We start from the raw sequence: 26,672 nt of genomic DNA on the forward strand, positions 1-26,672 counted from the left end.
GCGTTTATTATCGGATGTGGTGGCGTACGCCACCCGGGTACTCAACCGAGGATCCGCACAAGATGCCAGCGCTGCCGTCCACGCGGACCGCGCCGGCCCATATAAATGGAGTTTCAGCTATGAGTGCACCAGCTGACACTGCTCTTCCGAGCTATAGCGAAGAAGAGGAAAAGTATATTATCCGGAACCGCCACGGTGTTCCGGTCGGAACAAAACCGCATACGAAGTGGACGCTGCCGCGCATCGCGGTGTGGGTCCTCGTAACAGCCCTCGGCGTTGCGGGCTGGTACATGCTCGCCTTCTATCGCGGTGAACAAGTCAATACCGCGTGGTTCGTGGTGACGTCGGTCTGCACCTACATGATCGCCTACCGCTTCTACGCGCTCTTTATTCAAAAAACCATTATGAAGCCCGACGATTCCAACGCGACGCCGGCCGAACGCATCAATAACGGACGCGATTTCGACCCGACAAACCGCGTGGTGCTCTACGGGCATCACTTCGCCGCTATCGCCGGCGCCGGCCCGCTGGTGGGCCCGGTGCTGGCCGCCCAGATGGGCTACCTGCCCGGCACCCTGTGGATTATCTTCGGGGTGTGCGTGGCCGGTGCCGTCCAGGACATGCTCGTCCTCTTCTTCTCCATGCGCCGCGGCGGGCGCAGCCTCGGCCAGATGGCCGTGGATGAAATCGGGAAGATCGGCGGGGCCGTGGCCGCGGTCATGATCCTCGTCATGCTCATGATCGTGCTGGCCGTGCTCGCCATGATCTGCGTGAACGCGCTGGCCGATTCGCCCTGGGGCGTTTTCGCCGTTGGTATGACCATCCCCATCGCGCTGTGCATGGGCCTGTGGCTGCGTTTCGTGCAGCCCGGCAATATCACGATGGTGTCCATTGTTGGGTTCATTGCGCTGCTCGGTGCGATTATCGGGGGCCGCTACGTGGCGGAATCCGATTTCGGCCAGGCGTTCCTGCACCTGTCCCCCACCACCCTCGTGTGGTGCATGATTGTGTACGGTTTCTTCGCGGCCGTGCTGCCGGTCTGGCTGCTCCTCACCCCGCGTGACTACCTGTCCACCTTCATGAAGGTCGGCACCATCGTGGTGCTGGCGCTGGGCATTCTCATCGTGCGCCCGCTGGTGGAAATGCCGGCCGTCACCGAATTCGCTTCGAATACGGACGGCCCGGTATTCGCCGGGGAACTCTTCCCCTTCCTCTTTATTACCATCGCCTGCGGGGCGCTTTCCGGGATGCACGCAACGGTGTCCTCGGGTACTTCCCCGAAGATGATCCAGAAGGAATCCCAGGTCCGCATGATCGGCTACGGCGGCATGCTCATGGAATCCTTCGTGGCGATTATGGCGCTGGCCGCGGCCTCCTCCCTCAATATGGGTATCTACTTCGGTATGAATACCTCCGAGCACACCACCGATAAGCTGGCGGGCACGGCCATCGTGCAGATGACCGATAACCGCTCCGAGCTTTCGGCGGCCGCGGTGCAAAACCTCGCGGTCACCGATACCCACGGCAATTCGGTGGAAGCCCGCTGGGAATCCTGGGATGAGAACGGCAATGAGAAGACCTACGTGGGAGCGGAGGCCTTCGATAAGGTCGCCGAGGACGTTGGGGAAACCTCCGTCACCTCGCGTACCGGTGGTGCGCCCACCCTCGCGGTGGCCATCGCCCATATTCTGCACCAGGTAGGCGGCGGCCAGGCCATGATGGGCTTCTGGTACCACTTCGCGATTATGTTCGAGGCGCTGTTCATTCTCTCCGCCGTGGACGCCGTGACCCGCGTGGCCCGCTTCCAGCTGGGCGACGCCCTGGGCAATGTGCTGCCCAAGTTCAAGGATCCCTCCTGGCGAGTGGGCGCGTGGATTACCACGGCCGTGGTGGTGGCGGCCTGGGGTTCGCTGCTGCTCATGGGCGTGACCGACCCGCGCGGCGGTATCCAAACGCTCTACCCGCTCTTCGGTGTAGCAAACCAGCTCATCGCCGCTTTGGCCCTGATTTTGTGCACCGTGGTGGTGGTCAATAAGGGCTGGGCGAAGTGGGCCTGGATCCCGGGCATCGCCGCGACCTTCGACCTTGTAGTCACCTTCGCGGCGTCCTGGCAGAAGATCTTCTCCTCCGACGCCGCCATCGGGTACTTCACCCAGAACACCAACGCGAAGGCAGCGTTGGCGAAGGCGCAGGCCGCCGGGGATACCGAAGCCATCGGCATCCAGTCCGCGATTGTGCGTAACACCTTCATCCAGGGCTGGCTCTCCGTGATCTTCCTGGCCACGGTGGCCTTCGTGCTGGTGTGCGCAATTATCAAGATCATCCGGGTTATCGCCGCGAAGAAGTACGTGAACTCCGAGGATCCCTACCAGGAGTCCAACTTCTACGCGCCCACCCAGCTCTTCCCGACCAAGTTGGAGAAGAAGGTGGTGGCGGAATACGCCGTCGTGGGCGACCCGGCTTTGATTCCCGGTTTCGATCACCGTAAGGGTGCGGGCGCGCACGGTTCCGGTTCCGGTACGACGACGCCGCCAGCTGCCAAGGCGAGCTCTGCCAGCGACTCGGATTCTTCCGGGTCCGCTCAGAGCTAGGAGATCAGGCCAATGTTCATGACCCAGCTCCGCGCCTTCGCGGCGCACGCTCGCGGCCTGTGGCGGGATTTCACCGGCGAATCGGCTTACGAGAAATACGTAGCCCGGCACGCCCGTGAACATCCCGATCATCCGCCGCTCGCCAAGCGCGAGTTCTGGCGCCAGCGCGCAGCCTTCGACGAGGAGAATGTCTCCACCGGCTGCTGCTAAGCGCTGAGCTTGGCCTTAGACGCCGGACTTGGCGCCGGGCGCTGAGCCGGCCGAATGCGCCGGCCGCTGAGCTGGCCGAATGTGCCGGCTAGCGTTCATCGCCGGGCTGGAAACTGGCCATCCGCACCGCTCCCCGAACCTCGGACTTCGGTCCGCCGTTCGGGGGGCGGTGCTTTGTCCCCTTCCTTTGTGTCCCCTTTTTGGCCCACCATCAAAGTGCACATCCACGCACCGTTTTCCCCGATTATCTGTTCCTGACTTACACTTTGCGCCCCTCGAGGTCCAGGATTTGCACTTTGCGGCCACCGCGCCGGCGCACCCGCCCCGAAAACCCTCACCGCGGGACCTCGGGCCTAGGCGGCGGGCCCACCCGCCCCTGCGCGGCCACAGTGGCGCCCGCGCAGGAGCGGCGTCGTCGTACCTGGTCCCAAGAACTAGCAGCCTGGCCGGCATAGGATAAAAGAGAGGCAAAGGAGCCTCATCATTTTATGTCGAGGTAATTATGGGACGTTGTTTTTCTGTATCCACACACAAGAACACCTCGCGTCCACGCCGGCGGCTGGCCCTGCTCGGGGCGCTCGCGCTGGCTCCCGTTGCCCTAGGTTCGTGCGCCGCCTCCGCGAGCGCGCCCGCCGGTGCGGCAACTGTGCACGGAGGTGAAGCAAATATCGTATTGCCTGATCTGTCGGGCGTGAGCGCGGTGGGCGGGGTATCCGGCCGGTTGCTCCTCCTTATCGGGGTGGGCGTCTGCGTGCTGGGGCTGTGCTTCGGGCTCATCACGTATATGAATCTGCGTAAGCTTCCGGTGCATCGGGCCATGGTCGAGGTTGCTGACCTCATTTACGAAACCTGCAAAGCCTACCTGGTCAAACAGGGGCGGTTCCTGCTGGTGCTCTGGGCTTTTATTACCGCGGTGATCGTGGTCTATTACAAGTTCCTGGTGGGCTTCACCTGGGGGAAGCTCGCGATTGTGGTGGCGTTCTCGCTGCTGGGTATGGGTGGCTCGTACGCGGTGGCGTGGTTCGGGATTCGGGTGAATACCCTGGCCAATGCGCGCACGGCTTTCGCTTCGCTGCGCGGGCGGCCCCTCCCGCTGCACCAGGTGCCGCTGCGTTCGGGGATGTCCATCGGGATGGTGCTCATTTCCCTGGAATTGCTCATGATGCTGGTCATTTTGCTGTTCCTGCCCGCGGATGTGGCGGGGGCTTGCTTTATTGGCTTCGCGATCGGGGAATCTCTGGGTGCTTCGGCGCTGCGCATCGCCGGTGGTATTTTCACGAAGATTGCCGATATTGGCTCCGACCTCATGAAGATCGTCTTCAAAATTGATGAGGACGACCCGCGTAACCCGGGCGTCATCGCCGATTGCGTGGGCGATAATGCCGGGGATTCGGTAGGTCCCTCCGCGGACGGCTTCGAAACCTACGGGGTGACCGGAGTGGCGCTGGTGACCTTCATCGTGCTGGCCGTGCATGACCCAGCGCTGCAAGCCACCCTGCTGGTGTGGGTCTTCACGGTGCGGGTGGCCATGATTATCGCCTCGGCGCTGGCCTACGGCCTCAACGCGCGCCTGGCCGCCACCCGCTACGCGAGCGCCACCACCCTCAATTTCGAAAAACCGCTGAGTTCACTCGTGTGGCTCACCTCGATTTTCTGCATTGCTTGCGTGTACGGGATCTCCTGGCTCGTTTTGGGTGGGAACGACGGCGCACTGTGGCTCGCGCTCGCCACTATCGTGACCTGCGGGACTTTGGCGGGGGCGCTTATCCCCGAGCTGGTCAAGGTCTTCACCTCCACCACTTCGCGGCACGTGCGGGAAGTGGTGAAAAGTTCACGCCAGGGCGGGGCTTCCCTCAATATTCTGTCCGGTGTGGTGGCCGGGAATTTCTCCGCCTTCTGGCTGGGCATCACCATCGTGGGGCTCATGGCCGGGGCTTTCGTGATCGCGGATGCCACGCTCGGTGAGTTCATGCTGGCGCCGGCTGTTTTCGCTTTCGGGCTGGTGGCTTTCGGGTTCCTGGGCATGGGGCCGGTGACCATCGCGGTGGATTCCTACGGCCCGGTCACCGATAACGCCCAGTCGGTCTACGAGCTTTCCCGTATCGAGGCGCTCCCCAATATCGACGCCGATATTCGCTCCAGTTTTGGTTTCGCCCCGCAATGGGATCGCGCCAAACTCATGCTGGAGGAGAACGACGGCGCCGGCAATACCTTCAAGGCCACCGCCAAGCCGGTGCTCATCGGCACCGCGGTGGTGGGTGCTACCACGATGATCTTCTCGATTATTATCGGGCTGACCGGTGGGCTGACCAGCGGGATCGAGATGCTGTCCCTCATGCACGCCCCGTTCCTGCTGGGGATTATCAGCGGGGGCGCGGTGATCTTCTGGTTCTCCGGGGCGTCGATGCAGGCGGTGACCACGGGGGCGTACCGGGCGGTGGAGTTCATCAAGGAGTCCATCCATCTGGATAAAAATGCGGAGCGGGCTTCCCACGATGACTCGCGGCGCGTCGTCGAAATTTGTACCCAGTACGCCCAGCAGGGGATGCTCACCATTTTCCTGGCGGTCTTCTTCGCTACTCTTTCCTTCGCGTTTATCGAGCCGTACTTCTTTATCGGCTACCTCATTTCCATCGCTATTTTCGGCCTCTACCAGGCGATTTACATGGCGAATGCGGGTGGGGCCTGGGATAACGCTAAGAAGATCGTGGAGGTGGATCTGCACGCGAAGGGCACCGCGCTCCACGATGCCACCATCGTGGGCGATACCGTGGGTGATCCTTTCAAGGACACCTCCTCGGTGGCCCTCAACCCTATTATTAAGTTCACGACTCTCTTCGGCCTGCTCGCCGTGGAGCTGGCCGTGAGCCTCAACGCCCAGAATCTCACCGCGGTGGTCACCGGCCTGGCGGTGTGCTTCGGGGCCCTCGCGCTCGTCTTTATTTACCGCTCGTTCTACAGCATGCGCATCCAGGCATCCACCGAGGATCCGCTGCTGGACGAACCCGAACCTGAATCTTCGCGTGAATCTTCACCTGAATCTTCGCCCGTATCCGAACCAGCGCTCGAACCGCATTCCCGGTTTGACACCGGATCCGAACCCGAGAAGGGAGTCCTGGCATGAATATCGCCGTGCATTGGTCCGGCGCTCAGATCAGCCCGGAAGGAAAAATAGCCGGCCAGGATGCCGGCGCTACCCTGCTGCGCCGCCTCCTGCGCATTTTCCCGGATGCGGTGGTGCTTGACCCCAGCGGGGTTTCCGCCGAAGAGCTCGCCCCAGATACGGTGGTCATCACTATGGATGTGCATGATACCCCGGCCCTGTGGGCGCGCCTACGGGCCGCGGGCCGGGTGGCGGCCGGCCGGCCCGCCCCGCGGCTCATGAATTTTGTGTGGCTGCCGGTTTCCACCCTGGACAGCGCGGAGGAGATCGCCCCGGTGGCCCTCTCCTGCGCGCTCTTCCCCACCTTCGCCAATTCGGAGCGCACTGCCGGTGAGATCCGCGAGATGGTGAATAAGTGGACGGTGCCCCCGCTGGCCGGGAGGCTCAAGCTAGGCTGGGTGAATCTCGGTTTCCGCCTCGACCACGTGCAGGAGCGGCGCGAACCGGAGGTCCCGGTGGTGCTCTATCCCGCGATTTACCTCTCGGCGCGCAAACGCCCCGATTTCTTCATGGATGTGCTCAGCCGGGTGCGCGAACTCATCCCGCTCACGGTGGAGATGCGTCTGCACGAAGCACACCTGGTTTCCGAGAAGGCCATGCGGTATTCGCGCCTGCCGTGGATGCACGTGGGGCCGCTGACCGATACCCGCACCTCGTATTACCAGGCCCTCGCCCACACCACGGCCTTCCTGGCCACCGCCGCGGAGGAATCCTACGGGCTCTCCTACGTGGAGGCCCTGGGTGCCGGGGCACTCGGGGTGTTCCCGGATGTGCCCTGGGCCCGCGCGCTACTTCCGGAAAACTATCCCTTCCTCTATCCGGATGGCGATGAGGCGGCCGCGGCGGCCATGCTCACCCGGGTTCTCACCCGCACCGCGCAATGCCGGGCCGATCTGGATGCGGCCTGCGGCGGGAGTTTCCGCGAGTGGATCGCCGCGCATCACTCCGATGATGCGTTTGACCGCGAGATCGTGGCCGCGGTGCAGCGCTGGTTCGGGTAGCGGCCCGCGTACTCTGCGTGACGCACAGTTTGCGTGGCGGCTCGCGCCACTTCCGCCACCAACGACACCGCTTCGCGTATCGCCCACGAGCACATATAACGACGGCGCCAGCAGGGCACATCCTTCTGCTGGCGCCGTCATCACGTTACGGCGGGGGCGGATTCTCGCACGCAGGTACGCCCCCACCGGTGCTCGGGCTAGTTGCCCACAACGGTACGGCTACTCGCCGAGCACCACCGGCACGGAGCGGTAACCTACCCCGATGCGCTCTACGCCCATATCGATGAGATCGAAGTAGTGGGCCTGGTCGCGCACATTGCCGGAGGCCTTGACCTTGGCCCGGCCGTCGGTCACCTCAATGAGATGCGCCATCACATCGCGCGCCCCGCCAACCGTGGGCCCGCCGGTGTAGAAACCGGTGGAGGTCTTCACGTAGTCACCGCCGGCGGCGATCACCGCTTCCACCCCGCCCTCGATGGCCTTCTTATCGAGAGCATCGGTTTCGAGGATCACCTTGGTGACCACGCCCGCCTCGCGGCACACCGCGATAGCCGGCTTGATTTCCTCGGCGGCCTGCTGCCACTTGCCTTCGCGCAGCAGCCCGTAGTTAATGACCAGGTCAAGATCTTGAATATCGCCGCGCGAGACGTACGCACGCGCCAGCATTTCTTTATCGGCTGCGGTGCCCTGCCCGAAGGGGAAATCGGCGACGACGCAGATTCCCACCCCGGTCCCGGGCAGCAAAGGTGCTACCACATCCAGGGCCCAGGGGTTGGTGCACAGCGTGGCACATTTGTAATTGATACCGGTATGCGCCAGTTCCACCACTTCCTCGGTGGTGAATTGCGGCTTGAGGATGGAGTAATCGATGTAGGAGGCGAGTTCGTCGCGCGTCATCTGAGCGGCTTTCTTCTCCGGCTGTGCCATGATTATCCTTTCTTTCTGCCCTCGCGGGCGGTTATGCCATGGCCCGGCGGGCCATGTGGTTGGGGTGTGAAGACTCAGGTTGTACAGAATCAGATTCGGAAGAATCGGGTAGGGCGGATACATCCGCGTGGATCAAGGGAGTTTCGGGGAACTCCGTGCTCATTCCGGCCGCGCGAATCCGAGCGCGGTACTCTTCCACCAGTTCATCCGCGGGTGTTTCGGTATGCGCGAAGGGATAGGTGCGGCCCAGCCCGGTGTACTTTCCGGTGCCGAGGCGGTGGAAAGGAAGCACGTCATAGTGGCGCACTCCCACCGAGCGTAGAAAGGCGATATTGGCGTCGATCTGGGCGCTGGCCATCGTGACGTCCGGGATAAGCGGGGTGCGCACCATCGTGCTCGCCCCGTGGTGTTCCCCGAGATAGGAAATTGTTTCGAGAATCCTGGCGTTGCCTCCTCCGGTTGCACGCTGGTGTGCGTCGTCGTCCAGTAATTTGAGATCGCAAATAAAAAGGTCCATATGCGGTTCGACCAGCTGGATGGCGCGCAGCCGCACATTCCCGCAGGTCTCCACCGCGGTGGTGATGCCGCGCCGGTGGAGTTCTTCGCAGGCCTGCGCCACGAATTGGGCTTGCAGGAGCGGCTCGCCGCCGGAGAAAGTCACTCCCCCACCGCTGCGGTCGAAGAAGAGTTTGTCGCGGGCGGCTTCTTCCACCAGATCGTCCACGGTGCGGCGCTGGCCGTATACGCTCAGCGCCCCGGTAGGGCAGCTTTCGGCCCATTCGAGGTTCGCGGGCTTGATTTTCTCCCGGTGGAGCACCACCGTGCCTTCGGGGCCGCGCGTCACTTCACCGTTCTCGGCCAGGTCGATGCAGATCCCGCAGTCGATGCATTTATCGGGAGCGAACATGACTTCGCGGAAACCGTTGATCGATTCCGGGTTGGCGCACCACCCGCAGGCCAGCGAGCAGCCCTTGAGGAAGATGACGGTGCGGATGCCCGGGCCGTCGTGGATCGAATACCGCTGCACGTTGAAAACCGTGGCGAGGCGAACGCGGGACATCTGCACTCCTTTCTTCCTATCGGGGTCTGCTGAGGGCTGCTGCGCGGGAACTTGCTCGGAGCTTGCGCTGGAACTTGCTCGGGACTCTGCTCGAGGCTCGTTGCCTCGGCTGGGGCTACAACTCTTGAACCGTGCGCGAAATAATTTCGTCCTGGATTTCACGGTCCAGCTCCACGAAGAAGGCCGAATATCCGGCCACCCGCACCACCAGCCCGCGGTATTTCTCCGGTTCGCGCTGCGCGGCCCGCAGGGTTTCCCCGGAGAGAATATTGAATTGGATATGCATCCCACCCATCACGAAATAGGCGCGGATAAGGTCAATGAGCTTCTGGCGATCCGCCGGCTTCTTGAGCATGGCAGGAACAAATTTCATATTGAGATTCACCCCGTTGATGGCCGCGGAATGATCCCAGCTCGCCACGGAGGAAACCACCGCCGTGGGCCCATTGGTATCCATCCCGTGCTTGGGGGAAATCCCGCCGTCACCCAGCGGGGTGCCCGCGGCACGCCCGGAAGGCAAGGCCCCTACCTGCCGGCCCAGCGGGGTATTCGAGGAGAGGGAGAACAGCCCGGGGATGAAATAGCCGCCGTGCGGGGAGCGGAAGCGGTATACCGAATCGGTGTATTGCGAGGTCACGAATTGGGCCAGGTCATCCACCCGGGTGAGGTCGTTACCGTATTTGGCCACGTTGAGGCAGCGATGCTGGATCACTTCGTCGGCGAAATCGGAGGCGGTGGCCTCCAGCAGCTGTGCCGCGGTCATCACCTTGCGTTCGAAAACAAGTTCGCGGATAACTTCCAGGGAGTCCACCACGTCCGGAAGGCCCACCCCGTTCACCCCGGTGGCGTCATAGACCGCGCCGCCCTCGGTGCAATCGCGCCCGCTTTCCAGGCAACCATCGAGCACGGTGGAGCAATAAATATGGGGTGTTTCGCGGGCGTGGAGCAGCTCGATGGTATTGAGGGTGGAGACCATCATTTCCACGAAGTAATCCACCTGCGCGGCATAGGCACGCTGCACCTGCGCAAAACTCTGCATTTGGGTGAAGTCCCCGGTGTGGGGGCCCAGCTGTTCCCCGCTCATGGGGCAGCGCCCGTCATGAAGGGCCAGCTCCAGGCATTTCGCCAGGTTGAAGTGGCAAGAATTGGTGCGCCCCATTGTATTCCCCTGCCCGGTGGGTTCCACACAGCCCACAATCGCCCAATCTCGGGCATCTTTCAGACTCATATGGCGGTGCTCAACAAGGCCGGGAATAATCACGTCGTCGTTGAAGAAAGGATCCTTCCCGCCTTCGTTTTCCACGAGGATGCGCAGCACCCGGTCGAGGAAAGCGTCGGGAGTTTTATGCGAGACGCGAATGGAAACATTCGGTTCGGAATTGAAGACCGCCTGTTCGGCATCCAGGCACATATAGGAAAGCTCGTTCACGGCATCTTCCCCATTTTCATCCACGCCGCCCAGGGTGAGGGCCACCGAGGTGGAGAAACCACCGTTATTGCGCGCCGAAGAATAGGTGCAGGCCTTGATGATATCGATGTGTTTGACCCACAGCGCATCAAGAATTGTTTGGGCTTCCGCGCGGCTCAGGCGCCCGGAATCCAGGTCGGCGCGCAGGTAGGGGTAGCAGTACTGGTCAAAACGCCCGGCGGAAATGGCCGAGCCGTTCTGGCTGCAATAGTCAATGAGCATCACGAACCAGTAGGCCTGGCAGGCCTCCCAGAACGTGCGCGCGGGGCGGTAGGGTACCTGCCGGCAATTCTCCGCGATGGCTCGCAATTCGGCGGCCCGCCCGGGATCCACGGAGTCGGCCGCCATGCGCTCGGCCAGCTCCGCGAAACGCTGCTGGAAAATACGCACGGCATCCACCACGATAAGCACCGCTTCGTAAAAAACGCGCTTATCAGAATAATTCGCGTCCCCGCGGGAAAGCTCCGCCAAGCGCGTGCGCGCCTCGTTTTCCACCGCGATGAAGCCGCCTTCGATAATGCGCCGCACATTGGGGATATAGTGCCCGTAGCCGGAGCGCGCCCGCGAGCGAGTATCGAAGGGGCGATTATCGGCGGAAAGCACCCGGTTGGTTTCCTCGTCGAGGAGGTGGCGGGCCAGGTCCTCATTGGAGCGATTCACCCAGTAGGGATAAATCTCGTCCAATAATTCGCGTTTTTGTTCCGGGCTGACCTGGAGGGTATCGACTTTGCGCACCGGCATAAGGTCGAGTTCCTTTTCGGAAAGCGGCCCGAATTCGGGGAACAGCGGGGCCGAGCGCGGTTTCGAGCCGTGGTTACCCACGATGAGTTCTGCGTCGTCGATAAAAATACTCATCTGAGCGAGGGTGTCGCGCAGGGCCTTGGCGCGCCGGATCACGGCCGGTTCGCCTTCGCTCTCGCGGTAGGACTGCGTGACGATACGGGCGCGTTCCGTGCAGATGGCCGGCACGGCCGCGCGCATGCGTTCGTTGAGGAACGCGGTGCGCTCGGGAGCCAGAAAACTCAAGGTCGCTTCGCGGGCGGGTACGGTGCTTGTCATGATGCGCTCCTTTGATGAAGAACAGCGGATGTGTGTGAAAATTCTGCGGCGGGTTCCGGTTGTGCTTGTGCGTGCGTGGTGAGGGGCGACGGCGCTCCTACCAGCTTTCCGGCAACCGTGCGGTTGAAGAAATCAACGACGACGCCGATGCCGACCACCATGACCACGGTTCCCACCCCGATCACGCCGCCACTCAGATCGAAGCGGAAGAGCAGGAGGGCGATGATGATCACGGTGAAATCCTGGGCGATGCGGAAGAAACGGTAGGAACGCTGCGGGAAGCGGCGCACCAGTACCGCGGCGATGCCGTCCGCGGCGCCCTGCCCGAGATCCGGGGTGATGTAGAGGGAAAGCCCGAAGGCGAACAGCAGCAGGCCTACCGCCAGGTGGATGAGCATTCCGGGTACCGAGTAGGTGAAAACGTAGATGGAATCCAGGACCTTGGTAAATTCGGTGACGAGCACCCCGACCAGGGTGAAATTGAGGACGGTACCCAACCCGAAGATTTTACGGTCGAAGGGGATAATGATCGCGAGCAAGGCGATATTGACGAGCGGCACCACCCAGGAGAAGGACAGCCCGGTCACGTAACTCACGCCCTGGAGCATAGCGGTGAAGGGATCCACGCCGGCGTGGCCTTTGAGGGCCACCGTGATTCCCATTGAGGTGATGATGACGCCGAGCAGGCAGACCAGGCAGCGGCGCAGCAGGCTACCGGGGCGCAACGTCCATTCGCGGGCGGAGAAGAATGTATCACGCATGCTTAGGCCACCTTCGTTTCTGCGCAGGAGTTGAGCTGATCTAACTCGTCGAGGAGCTCCGCAACGTCGGCCGCGGTGGGCATCGAGGGGATAGCTCCGAGCGTTTGGGTGGCAATACCGGCGGCTACATTGGCATATTCCACGCTGGCCCGCAGGGCGTCGTCGTTAATCTTTTCGATACCACCGTGGCTATCCAGCTGCGCGAGGAGGGCGCCCATGAGGGTGTCCCCCGCCCCGGTGGTATCGACCACGGAGCTGTAAACGGCGGGGATTTCCCCGTAGGCGGAGCGGGTAGCGTAGGCCACCCCGAGGTGGTCGGCGGTCATGACCACCAGCTTCGGGCCGCGCGCGAGGATATCCGCGGCAACATCCTTGAGATTGTCACTCCCGAAGAGAATGCGGAAATCTTCGCGGGAGCCCTTGACGATCTGGAATTCCGGGAGCAGTGGCAGCAGCAGGCTCCGGTAGTTTTCTTCCGATCCGTAGAGGGCCAGGCGGTAATTGAAATCAATGGACATGGGCACGCCCGCGGCCCGCGCGGTATCAATGAGTTTGCGCGAGGTGGCGTTGAGCGGTTCGTGCGCGAAATTTACGCCGGAAATATAGAGCATGCGGGTGCGCAGCAGCTGGCGGGCGCATTCATCCGTGATGACGAGCTCCGGGTAAGCGCTGCCCTGGATGGCGAAAGTAAAACTCCGGTCGCCGTTATCGAGGGAAATAAAATTGTGGGAGGTGCAGGCTCCGTAGCTGGTATTGAGCAGGCTGGTATCCACGCCGCTACCGTCCAGGACTTCCCGGGCGTACTGGCCCATGAAGTCATCTCCCAGGCATCCGACCAGCAGGGTATCCAGGCCCAGCCGGGCCGCGGCGACGGCGCAATTCGCGCCGGTACCTCCTACATTTGCTTCGAAAGCGAATTTCGAGGCTCCGGTTCCGATGATCGGGGAGAAGTCGGTAACAATGTCCCCCACGCATGTCAATCCTCGCACTGTGCTCCTCCTTGAGCGTCGCGGCTGTTTCGTGGTCATTGGTATTAACCTACGTTCTCAGGGCGCGAGATTCGACAGTTTTCCGCGGAATTTCAAGGAAAAATCCGCAGGCTTCGGAGCGAATTTTCGCGGGCGCGGTGGGAATATTTTCAGGTGTTTTCTCACGTGGTTTCTCACGCGGTTTTCTCGGGTGCTACCGGCGCGTTTTCGCACGGGTGGTGGACGCGTTCCGCACACCTTTCCCGCGCTTTCCCGCGACACGGCGCCGGCGGGCATATCCCCTGAGCTGGCCGAGCGCTTTGGTACTCTCAAAATATGGCAACGAAGCAATCCCTGAGCGAAGGCCCCTCGCGCTTGAGTGCGATCCGGGAGATTCTCACCGCAACCGGCCCGATGGCCGTCAAAGAGCTGGCGCGTCGCCTGGGATATTCCCTCTCCACGATCTATCGGGATGTTGCCGAGCTCCAGGCACACGGGGAAGTGGTGCTGGCCCGCGGGCTGATTGTGCCGCAGCGTTCGGTGGCTACCGAGATTCCGCCGGAGGTGCGCGCGCATGTCAATTGGGATGCCAAGCAGGCCATGTGCGAAAAGGCCCTCGAGCTTATTAGCCCGGATATGACCCTCATTCTGGATGATTCTTCTTCGATTATCCCGCTGCTGGGCATGCTCCACACCCGGGTGCCGCTCACGGTGATCACGAATTCGCATCTGGTGGCCCAGCACCTGGAGGGCGTGGCCGGCATCCAGATTTATCTGCTGGGCGGGCTGTATTACACCTGGTTATCGTCTTGTCACGGAGCGATGACCGTCACGGCGCTGCGCCATATCGAAGCGGATATGTGTTTGCTTTCCACCGTGGGGATGACGGCCCGGGGCCTCACGAATCCTTACGAGTACACCGCGCAAACGAAAATTGCGATGATGCAGGCGGCGGAAACCTCGGTGGTGCTCATGGATCACAGCAAATTCGGGCGCCGCACCATGTATTCCATTGCCGCGCTTGATGAGATCCCGATTCTTATTACGGATATTGCGCCGCCGGGCGAACCGAGCGCTGCGGAGCTTGCGGCCGCCGGGGTGGAGACGATTATTGCCACCGCACCCTGAGACCCGCTTTAGGCCTGTGCCTCAGCTTCGATATCGGTGATAGCGGGAGCGGGGCGTGCCGTGTAGGACGCCGTCGTACCAACAAGACGGTACGCGACCGTACGGTTAAAGAAATCGACGACGACACCAATCCCCAGCGCCATAATCGCGGTGCCAATGCCGATAACGCCGCTGCTCAAATCGAAGCGGAACAGCACGAGGGCGATGAGGACCACGATGAAATCCTGGGCCACGCGGAAGGTGCGGTAGGAGTGGCTCGGGAAGCGGCGCAGGAGTACGGGGACGATGCAGTCGGCGGCGCCCTGGCCGATGTCCGGCGTGATATAAAGCGAGAGCCCCAGCGCGAAAATCACCAGGCCGATAGCCAAGTGGGCAAGCATACCCGGGATTGAATAGGTGAAAACGTAGATGGAGTCGAGGGTGCTGGTGAAGCTGGTGACGAGCACCCCGACCAGGGTGAAATTGAGGACGGTGCCCAGCCCGAGGACTTTGTGGTCGAAGGGGAAGATGAGCGCGATGAGGGCGATATTGACCACCGGGACCACCCAGGAGAAAGACAGGCCGGTGATGTGGCTGACGCCCTGGAGTAGGGCGGTGAAGGGGTCCACGCCGGCGTGACCTTTGAGGGCCACGGTGATGCCGATCGCAGTGAGGATCACGCCGATGAGGCAGACCAGCGAGCGGCGCAGCAGGCTGCCCGGGCGCAAGGTCCATTCGCGGGCGCAGCACAGTGACTCAAACATGACGAGCTACCTTCTCAATCTCAGGGAAGCCGCCGTGCCACACCGCGGCATCACCAGCGTAGTGCATGCGAGCGGGCAATTCCTGGGCCGTGGCGGAGGTCGCTTTACGCCAGTGTACGTGTGCGTCCGGTTCGTTGCTTAGCTGGGTCAGGACCGGGTGGGTAGCGGGCTGGGCGCGGGCGCGAATTTATCCACAGAATCGCGAAACGTCACCCTTGTCCACAGCGTTGTAATTGGCTCTTTGCTGTGCCTTGGCACCATGCGAGAATAACGGAGAAGGACGGGTAACCGCCCGGAACTCGCGATTGAAGGAGTGAGACACATGGATATTTACGGGGACCGGTTGAATATTCCGGAGCTTACGTTTAACTCGCTTGAAGATGTTCTCAAGCGCAAAGAAGAAATCCTACGTGAGGTCAGAATGACCCGCGAAGAATTCGACTGGCGCGCTGATAACTACCAGCTCGGACCAAAAGAGTCCGACGCTTATTTCGAGATGATAGGTCTGGATCGCTTTGAGGAGTATTACCGTGGTGAACGCACGTTTGAATGAGTGCACCGATGAGTTTGCGGCACATCTACAGCGAATTGGGGAGTTGATTGATCCCAGTTTTTCACTGGTGAAACAAGAAACCGCAAGGGGAGCTTTCCCCTCAAAAAGATTGTTTGGCGATATTCGCGTTGATCGTTTCCTTTTTGTCCGTTTTGATTACGAGGTTTTCCTTAATTCGAAAACCGGTTTACTCAGCGTCAATGAATCAACATTCTCGGTCATCCGAGGAGCAAAAAACAGCGAGCCGCTGGTGCGCTGGGATTATATTCGCTCACCACGTTCGAGTATTCCTTGCGCCCATATCCAGATCCATTCCCACCGCGATGAATGGACACCTGAGTCGTGCAACCTTAGTGCCCCAGTTGTCCACGCGCATGGTAAATTCGCACGACTAGCGCAATACGAATTGCGCGACTCAAACGCCACTGCGTGCCGGGCGTCCGACACCATCGCGCCTCAAAGCACGCCGGCACCGTTGGGGCAGGCGTAAGCAACGGCCGAAAAACAGCACCGAGCCGCTGCCACGTGCCACAGCCACGAGGTGGGCAGAGGTGTCAAGTGCGCATTCTGGACCGTGTCGGTGCCATAGTGCGCGTTACAGACACGAAATCGGGTGCAAACGGTGCTCTCCCGCGCACTTTGTTTGCTGACCCAGTTCGTGCGGGTCCGCACCCGGATCCATTCCAACGCCACGCCACCATTAGTAACTATTTTGTCTATCGGTCCCAGGCGTGGCACCCGAGGAGGTGCCCGATTTACGTAGAAAATGCGGCCCGGCCCCGGTCAAGCTAAAACACCGCTACCGATTAGTGACCCAAAACCACCCACCACAACCCCCTGAACAGGGCAAACGTCGAAGAAAATCCTAAAATCCAAAAAGTTGCACGACTCAGGTTCGAGTATTCCTTGCGCCCATATCCAGATCCATTCCCACCGCGATGAATGGACACACGCCCTGGTCCTGAGTGGCACTCATTCCCGCCGCTCGCGCCGGCGCATCAAGAACGAGGCTCGCACTCCCCACGTTGCTGATATTCATTTCACGGTGGGCCGGCGCTGGTTCCGACCCTGCCTGGAAGAAATCCTCTTCTTCGTCATTGACGAGCTCGGCGTGGCGTGCACACCACAAGCACGCGAAGCTCTCAACCAAGGCATCGAGGATTGGGAGGATATCCAACTGGAATCCGCGATCCGTAACAAGCCCGCCACCGCAGTCCGAGTATTCGCAACGCTCGAAAAGTAGCCCATAGGCGGCTTTCGGCCGGTACGCCTGTGTGCCCGGTCGTTACTTACCTGTGCCCGGTCCGTTCCCGCCGCTGTCGTATTTTTGCGACGACGCCGCACCCTAGCAGCGCGCCGCTTACCACCAGAAGCATCTCTACCGCAGCGCCAGTTTCCGTGAGGAATCCCCACCCGGTGCGCTGTGGCTGGTCGGAGGGCTGCGGCTCGGCAGGCGGCGCAGTAGGTTCACTAGGCGTTGGAGGCGTTGGACGCGCGGGCTGAGTGGGCGGAGCGGCGGTTGGGGAAGGTTCCGGGTGCGGCCCAGCGGGGTTGATCATTTTCGGGGTGATTTCGAGCCGGTAACTCCAGGTGCCTTTCTCCGTCACGGGAAGGGTAACCAGGAAAGGCGCGATTCTCCGGCAGCCAGAGTTCTCCTTCTCGGGATCCCCCACCGCAGATTCATCACCCGCGAGCTCATCCACCAGGTACAGCCCGACGGGAAGATCAGCGAAGGTGGCGCGCCCGGCGCTATCGGTGACCTCGATCCATTCGTGGGAGATGTGCTGAGCCGCCCACTCTACGGTGAGCCCACCTAGCCGGCCCCAATCGGTGGCCAGGTTGATACCTGATACGTAGCGCAGGCGCACCTGCCGGCCGGATGGCGCGCTGCCGCACGTGAGTGCGGCAGCTGCGTCGTCGTACGGATTATTGCCGGTACGGATGATGGTGATTTCGCCGCGGGCTTGGGGATCGAGCAGCGTGAGGTCGGCGCTTTGGCCGTCGCCGGTGACCGGGGAGGCGTGCGCGGGGCTAGGCGTGCCGAGCAGGAGGACGAGCAGGCTGAAGAACGCTATCAGTTTTTTCGTCATCGTTATGTTTCCTCCGAATCAGCCACCACAGTAGCCATACGAGCGCGAGCGCGCACACCACCAGAATCGCGATCATCCAGGTTGGCCAGGCGATTCCGGCGACGTCCGGGACACCGGCTTCCTCGAGCGGGACCCGCCGGCCGGTGACGAGCAGCCGGTGGGAGTTAATGCCGTAGGGGGTGCAGGTGATGACCGTGAGTAGGTCCTCGCCCTCCACACGCGCCAGGCTCGCCACCTCGTCGGGTTTCACAACTTTAATGGAGGTGACCTGGTATTTCATTTCGCGGCCGGCGACTTGCAGGTAGAGCGCGTCGCCTTCGCTCACCTTCGAGAGGTTATCGAGGAGGGTGGCGCTGGACAGGCCCGAATGCCCGGTGAGTACCGCGTGGGTGCCCGGTCCGCCAACGGGGAGGGACGAGCCGTAGAGGTGCCCGATGCCTTTCTGGAGTACCTCGTCCGAAGTGCCGTGGTAGATGGGCAGATTGACGTGGGTGGCCGGGATGACCAGGCGGCCCATTTCCGGGAGTATCGCAAGCTGGCGCAGATACGCCTGGTAGGGGTCGTTGGTTTTAGCCACCCGCGCGAGCCAGGGGTCCAGGATGGGCGCGCCCGGGGTTTGTTTATTGTATTCCTCGGCCGAGCGTAGGGTCTCGGTGAGGAGTTCCGGGGGTACCTGGCGTTCCTCCTGCGCGTACTGGCGTGCCACGTGCTGCTGGCGTGCGTTGTTCCACTGGCTTGCCACCACCGGATACAAGAGCACCCCAATTCCGCACAGTGCCAAGAGCACAGTCACCGCGGTGGAACGCCAGGCATCCCTCAGATGCTTCATTAGGCCACCTTGCGGGAGTGACGGTAGGCGGCCGCGAGGAGCAGCGAGCCCACCAGCACGAAGGCCGCGATGCCGGCGCCGCCGGTCAGCGGGAGCTTCGAAGCGAAATCGCTGGTCTTGTGATTGTAGATGGTGACTTCGACGGTTTTATCTTTCGCTGCCGTGATAGCTGCGGCGTCAAATTTGACCGAGGCCGCATCCGGATTCAGCTCGTAACCTTCCGGTGCCTTAACTTCCTTGACGCACAGGTTCGGGCCGGTCAGCGCACGGATGGGACCGATAGCGGTTGCGGCATCGAATTCGCTCTTGCCGTCAATAGTGAGCTTCTGTTCGAGAACCTTACCGTTTTCACCGCAGACGTAGAGCTCGAATTTGCCGCCCTCGAGCGGGTCAGTTTTGCCGGTTTCGTACTTATTGATCTTGATTTTGCCCATGACGGTGCTGGGAGTGTTCTCTCCACCCGGGGTGCTGACCGTGGTCGAGGTGGATTCGTCATCGGCCTTATTGGTGACATCCGCGGAGTTGGAGACCTTATCAGTGACGTTATCCGCCACGGTAGCTTCCAGGATCACGCGCAGGAACTTGCCCTGGTTTGCCGTCACCTTTTCGAGACCGGTCTGGGTCAGAGTAATGACTTTCTTTTCCACAGCAGGATCAACCGTGGAGCCGTCGGATACGGTGTAATCAGCCTGCTCTAAAGTGGTAGTGGCTTCGCCCGCTGCGGCTGCTTCGCTTTCAACGATAACGACGCTCTTCACAGCGCCCTTCGCGCCATTCACTTCCAGGCCGGCAACCGGGGTATCGGTCACCACGAAGGAATCATATTTCTTACCTTCCGCGAGTTTGCGAATCTTGGTGTCGATCTGGAAGGTCATCTTTGACCCCTTGGTCACCAAGCCAGTTTCCGGAGTGATGTCTTTCTTCGTCACTGACCCCGCATCGGTGGACTTGGGGTACACGTGGATATTGTCCATGTACTTGCCGGTTTGCGGGTCGGTAAGGGGAACCATAATGTAGGAGACCTTGGCCGGGCTGTATCCAACCGGCGCATAAGTCTGGGTCAAGCGGTAGTAGCCCGGCTTGAGATCCGAATAGGTGATCGTGCCCTGGTCGTTCACGGTTTGCTCAGTACTCTGAGTGAAAGCGGTATCCGCCTCGCCGAACTCACCCTTCCGCGCCTTCTCAAACCCGTCTTTCGTCGTCACATTGATGGTCGACTTTTCGAGCTTGAATTTCGCGCCCGGAATCACCTCTCCCGGCGTCGTTATTTCCTGCCCGGTAGCCGCCTCCGCGCTCGCCGGCCCTTTTTGCGCGTGCACGGTCAGGGTGTACGTGGAATTCGGGTCGATGAGGTTATCGGCCTGCGCGCCGGGCACCGTGGAGCCCAGCCCGAGCGCTGCCAGCCCGAGCGCCACCACTCCGGCCAGGCCGCGAGCCATTGTTTTGATGGACATTGTCCTCTCCTCTTAGTTGTGCGTGTAATTCTGTTTTATTGCTTTCGATTCATGCGGATAAGCGCCGCGAGCAGCAGGGCCACCCCGGCCGCAATCACCCAGGGCCGCCAGCCACCGCTATGCGGCAGTTCGCCCACGCTCACGTCCGCGAGCTGGATGGTCCACTTCCCCGTCGCCGTAATGCTCTGCTCGCCCCCGGAAGCATTCGCGCCCTCCGGGGTGAACAGCTGGATGAGCCCGCTGGCCTGAGTGCGATCCGCCAGGCTCATCACGCCGTTCCCGTTCGCCACCGTGAACTCAAAGGGGAAGGGCAGTTGCTGGCCGGCATGCGCGCCCGCATTCGTATTCACCACGTAATACGTTCCTGGGTCCAAATCCTGCGCGGGCCGGTACGTGCCCGCCGCGCCCTCGCGCACGAGCTCCTCCGGCTGAGCCTCCAGGCTGCCCTTATACAGCGCAAAGCTCGCATCCGGGACCTGCTTCCCCGCCGCGTCCACCTTCTGAATGAGCACCGGCACGCCATTATTGGCCGCGTGATACAGCAGCACACCCTTCGGGTGCGCCTCGTCCAGACGCACCGTAAACGGCTTTTCGGTCAGATCGTTCGCGGCCGCGTGCGTAAAACTGTCACTGGTGAGAGGATCGACGACGCCGCTACCATCCGCTACCTCATCGGGCAGGCCGAGTTCTCCGCCCCAGTCCACCCACCGGGTGTGGAGCCGGACGTAGCGCGGCACGGCAGGCGGGTTACCGCTCACCTCGCATACCGACCCGGCGGGAAGAACCGGGAGCTGCGCGTACGCACGGTTCACCACCGGGCTGAGCTGGCCATTTTGCGTAGTACCCGCGGGGATACCCGGAAGCAGCGGCAGCTTACAGGTATAGCTGTAGTTAAGCTGGTCCAGGCTCACTTCTTCGGCGCGCTCCCCTACTACCGCGCTGCCGAGTTCGTAGGTGCGCCGGTTATAGAAGTAGTCATCCTTAAAAGTCACGGTGCTTCCCGGGGTTTCACTGAGCTGCACCCCGCTTGCTTGCACGGTATCGAGCGCCGCATCGAGTTTGGCTTCGGTTACCGCGGTTCCGGCTGTGCTTTCTACCTTGAGACTGGGAAGCAAGTGCACGCGCCCTCCGTAGTCCGCGAGTGGATCCGCGCCCGCCACGGTGTGCCAGATCGTGCACGTCGAGCTGGCCGGCATAAATCGCTCTGGCCCGAAGACCGCGATGCTGCTTTGTGCGGGGAGGGCGATACTGCCTTCCGTGATCTTCGGACTGCTGGGATTTCCTTCTTCCTTGAGGTAGGCATCTTGGCAGCGGTAGTGCAGGGTGTAGGCCAGTTGTTTCTCCGCCACGAGTTGCACGCCAACGGAGGTGCGCCACTCGGTATCGGGAGTATCGAGGATGTGCTGGGCAGTCAGCTGCGCCGGGATGCGTTCGATGAGGTTCGTGATGCTGAACCCGGTTTCCGGTACTTCGCTGGCGGCACCGGCCCCGGTGAGATCGGGATGAACCGTGAAGGCCAACAGGGTTTGGTCGCCTACGCCCAGGCTGAGGTTGGTATCCGTATCCACCAGGCTCTTGCCGTTCCCGTAAGCGAAGAATTCGCGTACCTGCTCCGCGGCTGCGGTGCGGGTGGGCTGGCCGGGCACGGCCGCGATGGTGGCTTCTACCCGGGTGTCATAGGCGGGAAGTTTCTTTTGGGCCAGTACACAGGAATAGCCCACCGGGATGAGCTGATTGGCAACCGCGCTGCGTTTGCCCTGCTCATCCACGGTGAAGCGGAGGTCTGCTTGGATAATTCCGGCGGCATTGGCGCCCTCGGGCAGTGCATCCTGTTCCGCCTCGGTCAGGGTGACGGGCGGGCGGCAGTAGAGGCGGGCACTGTAATCGGCATCGTTCATGAGCTGCGCGCCGGTTCCGGAAGCCGTGAGATCCACCCGTACCTTGGTTTTCTGGAAGGTGTAGTTATTCCACACCACCATGGTTCCCGCGAAGTTTTCCGGGAGCACCTCGGGGACTTTCGGGTGGGCCGGGGCGGTTCCGGCCGCGGCTGTTCCCGAAGGTGCTGCCGGAACCGGATAGGGATTATCCCGGCGCGGGGTATCCCGGGGTAGGAATACCTGGGCGGTTTCCGCGCCCGCGCCTTCGACCGGGCGGCACGCCTTCGATCCGGCCACGCAGGCCTGGGCGGCTTCACGGCCACGGTATCCGGCGGCAAGCTGCCAGTATTTATCCCACTGAGTTTTCTCCACCGTTACCGAAGCAGGTGTTTCCTCCACGGTACACACCGCGCCGGCCGGTAGAGCGTCAATGGGATTCCATTCGCCCTGCTGGAAGCGCCCGATAGTCACGCTGTGCTGCCGCGCAGTCTTACTCAGGCGCGCCGCCAGGTCCGTGCCGAAGCTGCCCACCGCATCGAAAGACGTATCGGTTGCCTTGCGCGGGGCGGGAATATCGATGGGGAGCCCGTTGAGGGAGCAGGAAATATTGATGGTGAATTCTTTGGAGCCGGAAATAATAGCAACGCCTTCCCCGCCCACGTTTTTCTTCACGTTGAAGGAGGCCAGCTGTATCCGGTAATCAGCAATGAGTTTCGCGGTGGTAGGCCCGTCAGCCACCCAGGAGTTCCGGGCTCCGGCTTGCGGGGTGCCCGGCTGCCCGCCACGATCAGCGGGGATCTGCCAGCGCGAATCCACCAGGGTAGCCCCGGGGACCTGGAGGGAATCATGATTGGCCGCGAGCTCGCACGTCCACCCGAAAGGCACCGCCACGGTAGTGGAGTTTTCACTGCGGGGCCGTACCTCAATCGGGGTGCTTTCCGTGGCACTCTCCCCACCTTCTCGGTAGGTGCACACCAGGTTCGCGCCGATAGCCATCTCCCCGTTTTCCTTCTTAAAGAGAGCTTCTTTCCACCCGGACGGGACGGGGATGCGTTCCTGACTCTCCGCATTGGGAGAGGTGAAAACATTCCCTTGCGATGTGAGGGTGACCTCGGTGCGGGCCACCCCGAACCAGGCGCTCACTTCGATATTGAGGGAACTATCAGCCGCAGGAGAGGTGAATTCAAAAACGGCGCTCGTGCCGTCCTTCTTCTCGGAAAGCTCATCACCAATACGCACCTGGCTGGCCCGGCTCAGGAGCGGGCTATCCCCGAGGTTAACTTCCAGAGAGCACGCGGTATTTTCCGGGATGGGAGCGCCGCTGAGCGTCGTCGTCGTACCTGAAGCAAGGTCAAGTTCAACGTTCCGCGTCACGGAACCGCACGTGAGCGTTGCCGGAGCCGTCGCCGGGACCTTGCTATTGAGGAGGGCGTAACCGGGGCGGGCCTGGACCTTGGGGTGGAAGTTGATCGCGCCGGCCTTGGGCAGCTCGAAGGTGGTGCGCAGGTCCACCTCGGTGACCGCGTCTGCACCCACCGTAATGCTGACGCTCGGGGAACGGTAGTCCACGCGAACGCCCAGGTCAGTGGGGCGGGCGGAGAGCGAGCAGGTGCTCCCCGCCGGAATCTGATCGGGGAAAGGCACCTTGCCGGAATCGGTCACCCGCACGCGCTGCTCCGGGAGGGCTCCCCCATCTGGCAAACGGCAGGTCAGCGTGACTTCTTTTTCGACGCTGGTGAGGCGCTGCTGGAGCTGCGGGTCGGTGAGGTTCTCCGCGAAATCACTGCTGTGGGATACCTGCACCTGCCCGTATTTGTAGTCCAGGGTATTCGTGATCGTGACCTGACTGATGGTGTTCACATCGGTGATCGGGGCGAGGTGGACCGGGGCCAGCGGGGCCACCGTGGCGGTAGCGAGATCCGTGGCCTGTTCGGTGATGGTGCAGGCAGCGCCGGCGGGCACGCCCGTCACGGTATGCGGGGCACCGTGCCCCACCGTGAAATCGTGAGCGGGCTTGGCATCCGCGCCTTCGCCGATGGGGACCTGCACCCCACTATCGGTGCATTGCATCCGCATAGGGAATTCCTGCCCCACGCCCTGGGATTGGGCCGGGCCGCTCAATTGCTTGGTGACTTTGAGGGTGCCGTGCTGGCGGGTGAGGTCCTGGGTGATATGGATCTTGTGGTTCCCGCCCGAATGCACCCAGAAGTATTCTTGGGCGCATTGTTTCGCTTCGCCGGGGCGTTCTTTGGCGTCGGCCGCGCAAATATCCGAGCTGAAGGAATCAGTGACGGTGAATCCGGGAACGTTCACGCGGGAACCTGCCGGCTGCGCGCCGCCGGGCTGCGGGGCACCGCCGGCCGGCGGGACCGTGGAGAAGAGGCAGTGGGTCCCCACCGGCCACACATCGCGGTCGCCCTCCTTACCGAGGGTGATCGTGCCGCCGCCCACGGGCACATCAACGTAGCCCGCGCCCACGAAGCCGGGATAGGATCCCTGGTTAGTTTCGGGAAGTTCGGGCGGTTTGGTGGGATCGGGCATAAAGCGGCAGTTGTAGTACACCGGGACTGTTTCCGGGAGCTCCCCCGCCGCGATCTTGGCCTTGAGGGCCGGATCCGCACCGGAGTTAGTGAACTTGACGTCCACGCTGACCGACGCCATTTGCGAGGAATAGATCGTTTCGGAGACCAGGGTGCTGGTGGTTCCGGTGCCGCCCGCACTGCCGGCACCGGTGCCGCCCGTGCTGCCGCCGGCGCTATCCGGGGCGGAAGTAACAGTACCCGTGGAGACGGCAGAAACGGATTGCCCGTGGGAACTTTGCGGGTTCTCGTGATCAAGCCGGTAATTAGTTCCGCTCAGCGTAGTGCTGGAGGTGAAGAACTGCGAGAGTTCTTGGGCGCTGCGCCCGCCCGGCATCTTGATCTTTTCGCGAATGGTACATTGCGCTCCCACCGGAAGCTTTCCCACGTTAATGGCCGGGAGCGTGACCGCTACATTGACGTTTTCGAGGCGGCGGGTTTCAGTGCCCTGCGCAATAACCGCTTTGGTATCGCGGCCCAGCGGGTCGGTGCAGGAGTACTCAATATCGTATTCGGCGCCGCCGGTGTAGGTGGGCGGGTTGCCGTGCGGGTAGCCACCCACTTCGAAACGAATTTGTTCGTTGGTGACCTGCGCCTTCTTAATGATTTGGGTGTCTTGCAGGGGCCGGGAATACAGCGAGCATTTAATGGAGTAGAAATGGTTGAGCTGATCCCCGGAAAGCGTGAAACCACTGCGGCCGTGCTTATCCACGGGCAGCGCGCTTGCCGATATTTCTTTACCTTGGCCGTCCCGGCTATCAATGCCCCAGCAGCGTGGCTCGTTGCCGAGCATGGTGGAGGTAACCGAAAGCGGAGATCCTGTTTCCCGCACGGTTATCCCGCCGGAAGTGTTATGCCCGGTGAGGCGGACGGCGGTTCGCCCGAGGTCATTTGTGGTGAGGTTCAGGGTTTGCCCGCCGGCGATCTCTACGGCGAGTTGTTGGCCGCGATGCGGCTCCCGGTAGCGGAAATTTTCATCAATGAGATCGGAGGTAATGGAGATGCTTTTTTGTTCCAGAATCCACCGGTGGAGCACTCCTTCGAAAGTGCCGTTGGCGATGCCGTTCTTGGAGTAATTCGAGCCGCCCACGGTACCCCAGTAGTTGGTGGCGTCATCACCTTTGGTGGGGAAATCGATGTGTTCGTAGCGGTCTTCCTGACCCGGGACCATGGCTTCCGCGATTGTTTTCAGGGATTTTTCGTAGTAAAACCTCTTCGTCCATTCGCCCATGCCGAGCACCCGCACATCGGCGTTCTTGCCGCGCAGCAGGCTGGCGACGCCCATAGCGGCCACGTTTCCGGCACGCCGGGTGACATCCGAACTGTTATAACCCCAATTAGTCCAGGTTTCCGGATAGTCCATGAACTTGGCATCAACGTCCAGAGCGTTAATATCCGCCTCGTAGCTCGCACCCGTTTTCTTGACCGTGCCGTCCAGGTAGTACCGGTTATCGCCGTGGGTGAGCACAATGATTTTGGTGTACAGGGGCTTTGGTTTGACGCCCGGGTTTTTCTCCAGTTGCTCGCGTTCGTATTCGACCATATCGCGGTAGACCAGCCCGAGCCCGTACTGGAGGTTATTGCCGTGGTCCCATACAGGGAGTTTGCCATCCTTCGAACCATCCAGGGAGCGGATTTTATCGACGACTTTTTGGTAGCCTTCCGGGCTTTGCAGCGAGGTGGCTTTCAGATCCGGAGTGTTATTCCAGAGCCGGCCGTCTTGTACATCGGCTTTGCGGGCAAAAGTGTAGATACCAACTTTAAGGGAGCTGCCGCGGTGGCGTGCTATTTCGCGTTCCAGGGCGAGGTTCTGGTCCCAGTTGCGGCAGACTTTCCCGCGCTTTTCCTGCCGGGAGCGTTTGCCTTCTTTGCGGTATTCTTCCGGCCAGTTTTCTTCGTTGGGGCACAACCCGTTATCGATGTAATCGGTGGCGCCGCCCATGGTGGCCCACCCGGTATTCATGCCGAATCCGAAAACGAAGGCGACCGATTCGGCGCCTTCGTCACTTTCGAGGGTGGGGCGCTGCGGGTCTGCGGGGAAGGGATCATCATCGGAACCGAATACCGGATACGTGGCGGCTCCCGCGGCGTGCGCGGTAGAAGCCGGAACGAACGGCACGGCTTGCAGTATGGAGAACAGCACACACGATGCAATAAGTGCCGTAAGTACGCGTCGAAAACGAGTATGCATACCCACAGACTTCCCTCTAC

18 protein-coding genes are annotated in these 26,672 nt (G+C 61.6%); 8 read left to right on the forward strand and 10 right to left on the reverse strand.

The genetic code is table 11. The features are described from left to right. Positions 1-119 precede the first annotated feature (119 nt). From CZ322_RS00805 to CZ322_RS00820, 4 genes are all read left to right on the forward strand, one after another. Positions 120-2,591, forward strand: a complete 2,472-nt coding sequence (locus CZ322_RS00805) for a carbon starvation CstA family protein (protein ID WP_087069820.1) — start codon at positions 120-122, stop codon at positions 2,589-2,591. Between the two features lie 12 nt (positions 2,592-2,603). Beyond that, positions 2,604-2,801 (forward strand): YbdD/YjiX family protein, encoded by a 198-nt coding sequence (locus tag CZ322_RS00810; RefSeq protein WP_051278537.1) that lies wholly within the window; start codon positions 2,604-2,606, stop codon positions 2,799-2,801. Between the two features lie 502 nt (positions 2,802-3,303). Beyond that, positions 3,304-5,925 (forward strand): sodium-translocating pyrophosphatase, encoded by a 2,622-nt coding sequence (locus CZ322_RS00815; RefSeq protein WP_234984399.1) that lies wholly within the window; start codon positions 3,304-3,306, stop codon positions 5,923-5,925. Next, positions 5,922-6,965 (forward strand): glycosyltransferase family protein, encoded by a 1,044-nt coding sequence (locus CZ322_RS00820; RefSeq protein WP_087069821.1) that lies wholly within the window; start codon positions 5,922-5,924, stop codon positions 6,963-6,965. Before CZ322_RS00815 ends, CZ322_RS00820 begins: the two co-directional genes overlap by 4 nt. Positions 6,966-7,184: 219 nt before the next feature. Here the strand turns inward: CZ322_RS00820 and deoC are convergent, their stop codons facing one another. The 5 genes from deoC to CZ322_RS00845 all read right to left on the reverse strand — a co-directional run bounded on the left by deoC (position 7,185) and on the right by CZ322_RS00845 (position 13,229). After that, positions 7,185-7,892 (reverse strand): deoxyribose-phosphate aldolase, encoded by a 708-nt coding sequence (gene deoC, locus CZ322_RS00825; RefSeq protein WP_087069822.1) that lies wholly within the window; start codon positions 7,890-7,892, stop codon positions 7,185-7,187. 31 nt (positions 7,893-7,923) lie between these two features. After that, positions 7,924-8,952, reverse strand: coding sequence for a glycyl-radical enzyme activating protein (locus tag CZ322_RS00830; protein WP_087069823.1), 1,029 nt, complete (start codon positions 8,950-8,952; stop codon positions 7,924-7,926). A gap of 115 nt (positions 8,953-9,067) precedes the next feature. Then, positions 9,068-11,479 (reverse strand): glycyl radical protein, encoded by a 2,412-nt coding sequence (locus tag CZ322_RS00835; RefSeq protein WP_087069824.1) that lies wholly within the window; start codon positions 11,477-11,479, stop codon positions 9,068-9,070. Continuing rightward, positions 11,476-12,240 (reverse strand): YczE/YyaS/YitT family protein, encoded by a 765-nt coding sequence (locus CZ322_RS00840; protein ID WP_087069825.1) that lies wholly within the window; start codon positions 12,238-12,240, stop codon positions 11,476-11,478. Before CZ322_RS00840 ends, CZ322_RS00835 begins: the two co-directional genes overlap by 4 nt. A gap of 2 nt (positions 12,241-12,242) precedes the next feature. Beyond that, positions 12,243-13,229, reverse strand: coding sequence for a carbohydrate kinase family protein (locus tag CZ322_RS00845; protein ID WP_159454963.1), 987 nt, complete (start codon positions 13,227-13,229; stop codon positions 12,243-12,245). A gap of 315 nt (positions 13,230-13,544) precedes the next feature. Here CZ322_RS00845 and CZ322_RS00850 point away from each other — a divergent pair, with 315 nt between their 5' ends. Then, a complete protein-coding gene (locus CZ322_RS00850) occupies positions 13,545-14,336 on the forward strand; it encodes a DeoR/GlpR family DNA-binding transcription regulator (RefSeq protein ID WP_026429210.1) in 792 nt (263 codons plus the stop codon). 8 nt (positions 14,337-14,344) lie between these two features. Here the strand turns inward: CZ322_RS00850 and CZ322_RS00855 are convergent, their stop codons facing one another. Next, positions 14,345-15,079, reverse strand: a complete 735-nt coding sequence (locus CZ322_RS00855; protein WP_087069827.1) for a YczE/YyaS/YitT family protein — start codon at positions 15,077-15,079, stop codon at positions 14,345-14,347. Between the two features lie 322 nt (positions 15,080-15,401). Between CZ322_RS00855 and CZ322_RS00860 the strand changes: the two genes are divergently transcribed. From CZ322_RS00860 to CZ322_RS00870, 3 genes are all read left to right on the forward strand, one after another. After that, entirely contained in the window at positions 15,402-15,632 is a 231-nt protein-coding gene (locus CZ322_RS00860; protein WP_087069828.1) for a hypothetical protein, read from the forward strand. Continuing rightward, positions 15,610-16,122, forward strand: coding sequence for a hypothetical protein (locus tag CZ322_RS00865; RefSeq protein ID WP_180948682.1), 513 nt, complete (start codon positions 15,610-15,612; stop codon positions 16,120-16,122). The genes CZ322_RS00860 and CZ322_RS00865 overlap by 23 nt, the downstream gene beginning before the upstream one ends. Before the next feature lie 390 nt (positions 16,123-16,512). Continuing rightward, entirely contained in the window at positions 16,513-16,875 is a 363-nt protein-coding gene (locus CZ322_RS00870; protein WP_234984400.1) for a hypothetical protein, read from the forward strand. Between the two features lie 46 nt (positions 16,876-16,921). Here the strand turns inward: CZ322_RS00870 and CZ322_RS00875 are convergent, their stop codons facing one another. From CZ322_RS00875 to CZ322_RS00890, 4 genes are read right to left on the reverse strand one after another with little or no spacing between them, the layout of a single operon-like run. Then, positions 16,922-17,722, reverse strand: coding sequence for an isopeptide-forming domain-containing protein (locus CZ322_RS00875; protein WP_087069829.1), 801 nt, complete (start codon positions 17,720-17,722; stop codon positions 16,922-16,924). Next, on the reverse strand, positions 17,664-18,551 hold the full coding sequence (locus tag CZ322_RS00880) for a class C sortase (protein WP_087069830.1): 888 nt from the start codon (positions 18,549-18,551) through the stop codon (positions 17,664-17,666). Before CZ322_RS00880 ends, CZ322_RS00875 begins: the two co-directional genes overlap by 59 nt. Then, entirely contained in the window at positions 18,551-20,005 is a 1,455-nt protein-coding gene (locus CZ322_RS00885; protein WP_087069831.1) for a SpaH/EbpB family LPXTG-anchored major pilin, read from the reverse strand. The genes CZ322_RS00880 and CZ322_RS00885 overlap by 1 nt, the downstream gene beginning before the upstream one ends. Positions 20,006-20,040: 35 nt before the next feature. Then, positions 20,041-26,580, reverse strand: a complete 6,540-nt coding sequence (locus CZ322_RS00890; RefSeq protein ID WP_101657665.1) for a DUF5979 domain-containing protein — start codon at positions 26,578-26,580, stop codon at positions 20,041-20,043. Between the last annotated feature and the right edge of the window lie 92 nt (positions 26,581-26,672).

The organism is Actinotignum timonense (assembly GCF_900155575.1).
In the GTDB taxonomy this organism is placed as follows: Bacteria; Actinomycetota; Actinomycetes; order Actinomycetales; family Actinomycetaceae; genus Actinotignum; species Actinotignum timonense.

What these genes read in the sequence shown, in the direction of transcription:
- CZ322_RS00885 (WP_087069831.1), bottom strand. Translation starts at nt 20,005, where the DNA reads ATGTCCATCAAAACAATGGCTCGCGGCCTGGCCGGAGTGGTGGCGCTC.
- CZ322_RS00855 (WP_087069827.1), bottom strand. Translation starts at nt 15,079, where the DNA reads ATGTTTGAGTCACTGTGCTGCGCCCGCGAATGGACCTTGCGCCCGGGC.
- CZ322_RS00810 (WP_051278537.1), top strand. Translation starts at nt 2,604, where the DNA reads ATGTTCATGACCCAGCTCCGCGCCTTCGCGGCGCACGCTCGCGGCCTG.
- CZ322_RS00820 (WP_087069821.1), top strand. Translation starts at nt 5,922, where the DNA reads ATGAATATCGCCGTGCATTGGTCCGGCGCTCAGATCAGCCCGGAAGGA.
- CZ322_RS00840 (WP_087069825.1), bottom strand. Translation starts at nt 12,240, where the DNA reads ATGCGTGATACATTCTTCTCCGCCCGCGAATGGACGTTGCGCCCCGGT.
- CZ322_RS00860 (WP_087069828.1), top strand. Translation starts at nt 15,402, where the DNA reads ATGGATATTTACGGGGACCGGTTGAATATTCCGGAGCTTACGTTTAAC.
- CZ322_RS00875 (WP_087069829.1), bottom strand. Translation starts at nt 17,722, where the DNA reads ATGACGAAAAAACTGATAGCGTTCTTCAGCCTGCTCGTCCTCCTGCTC.
- CZ322_RS00835 (WP_087069824.1), bottom strand. Translation starts at nt 11,479, where the DNA reads ATGACAAGCACCGTACCCGCCCGCGAAGCGACCTTGAGTTTTCTGGCT.
- deoC (WP_087069822.1), bottom strand. Translation starts at nt 7,892, where the DNA reads ATGGCACAGCCGGAGAAGAAAGCCGCTCAGATGACGCGCGACGAACTC.
- CZ322_RS00880 (WP_087069830.1), bottom strand. Translation starts at nt 18,551, where the DNA reads ATGAAGCATCTGAGGGATGCCTGGCGTTCCACCGCGGTGACTGTGCTC.
- CZ322_RS00815 (WP_234984399.1), top strand. Translation starts at nt 3,304, where the DNA reads ATGGGACGTTGTTTTTCTGTATCCACACACAAGAACACCTCGCGTCCA.
- CZ322_RS00830 (WP_087069823.1), bottom strand. Translation starts at nt 8,952, where the DNA reads ATGTCCCGCGTTCGCCTCGCCACGGTTTTCAACGTGCAGCGGTATTCG.
- CZ322_RS00850 (WP_026429210.1), top strand. Translation starts at nt 13,545, where the DNA reads ATGGCAACGAAGCAATCCCTGAGCGAAGGCCCCTCGCGCTTGAGTGCG.
- CZ322_RS00805 (WP_087069820.1), top strand. Translation starts at nt 120, where the DNA reads ATGAGTGCACCAGCTGACACTGCTCTTCCGAGCTATAGCGAAGAAGAG.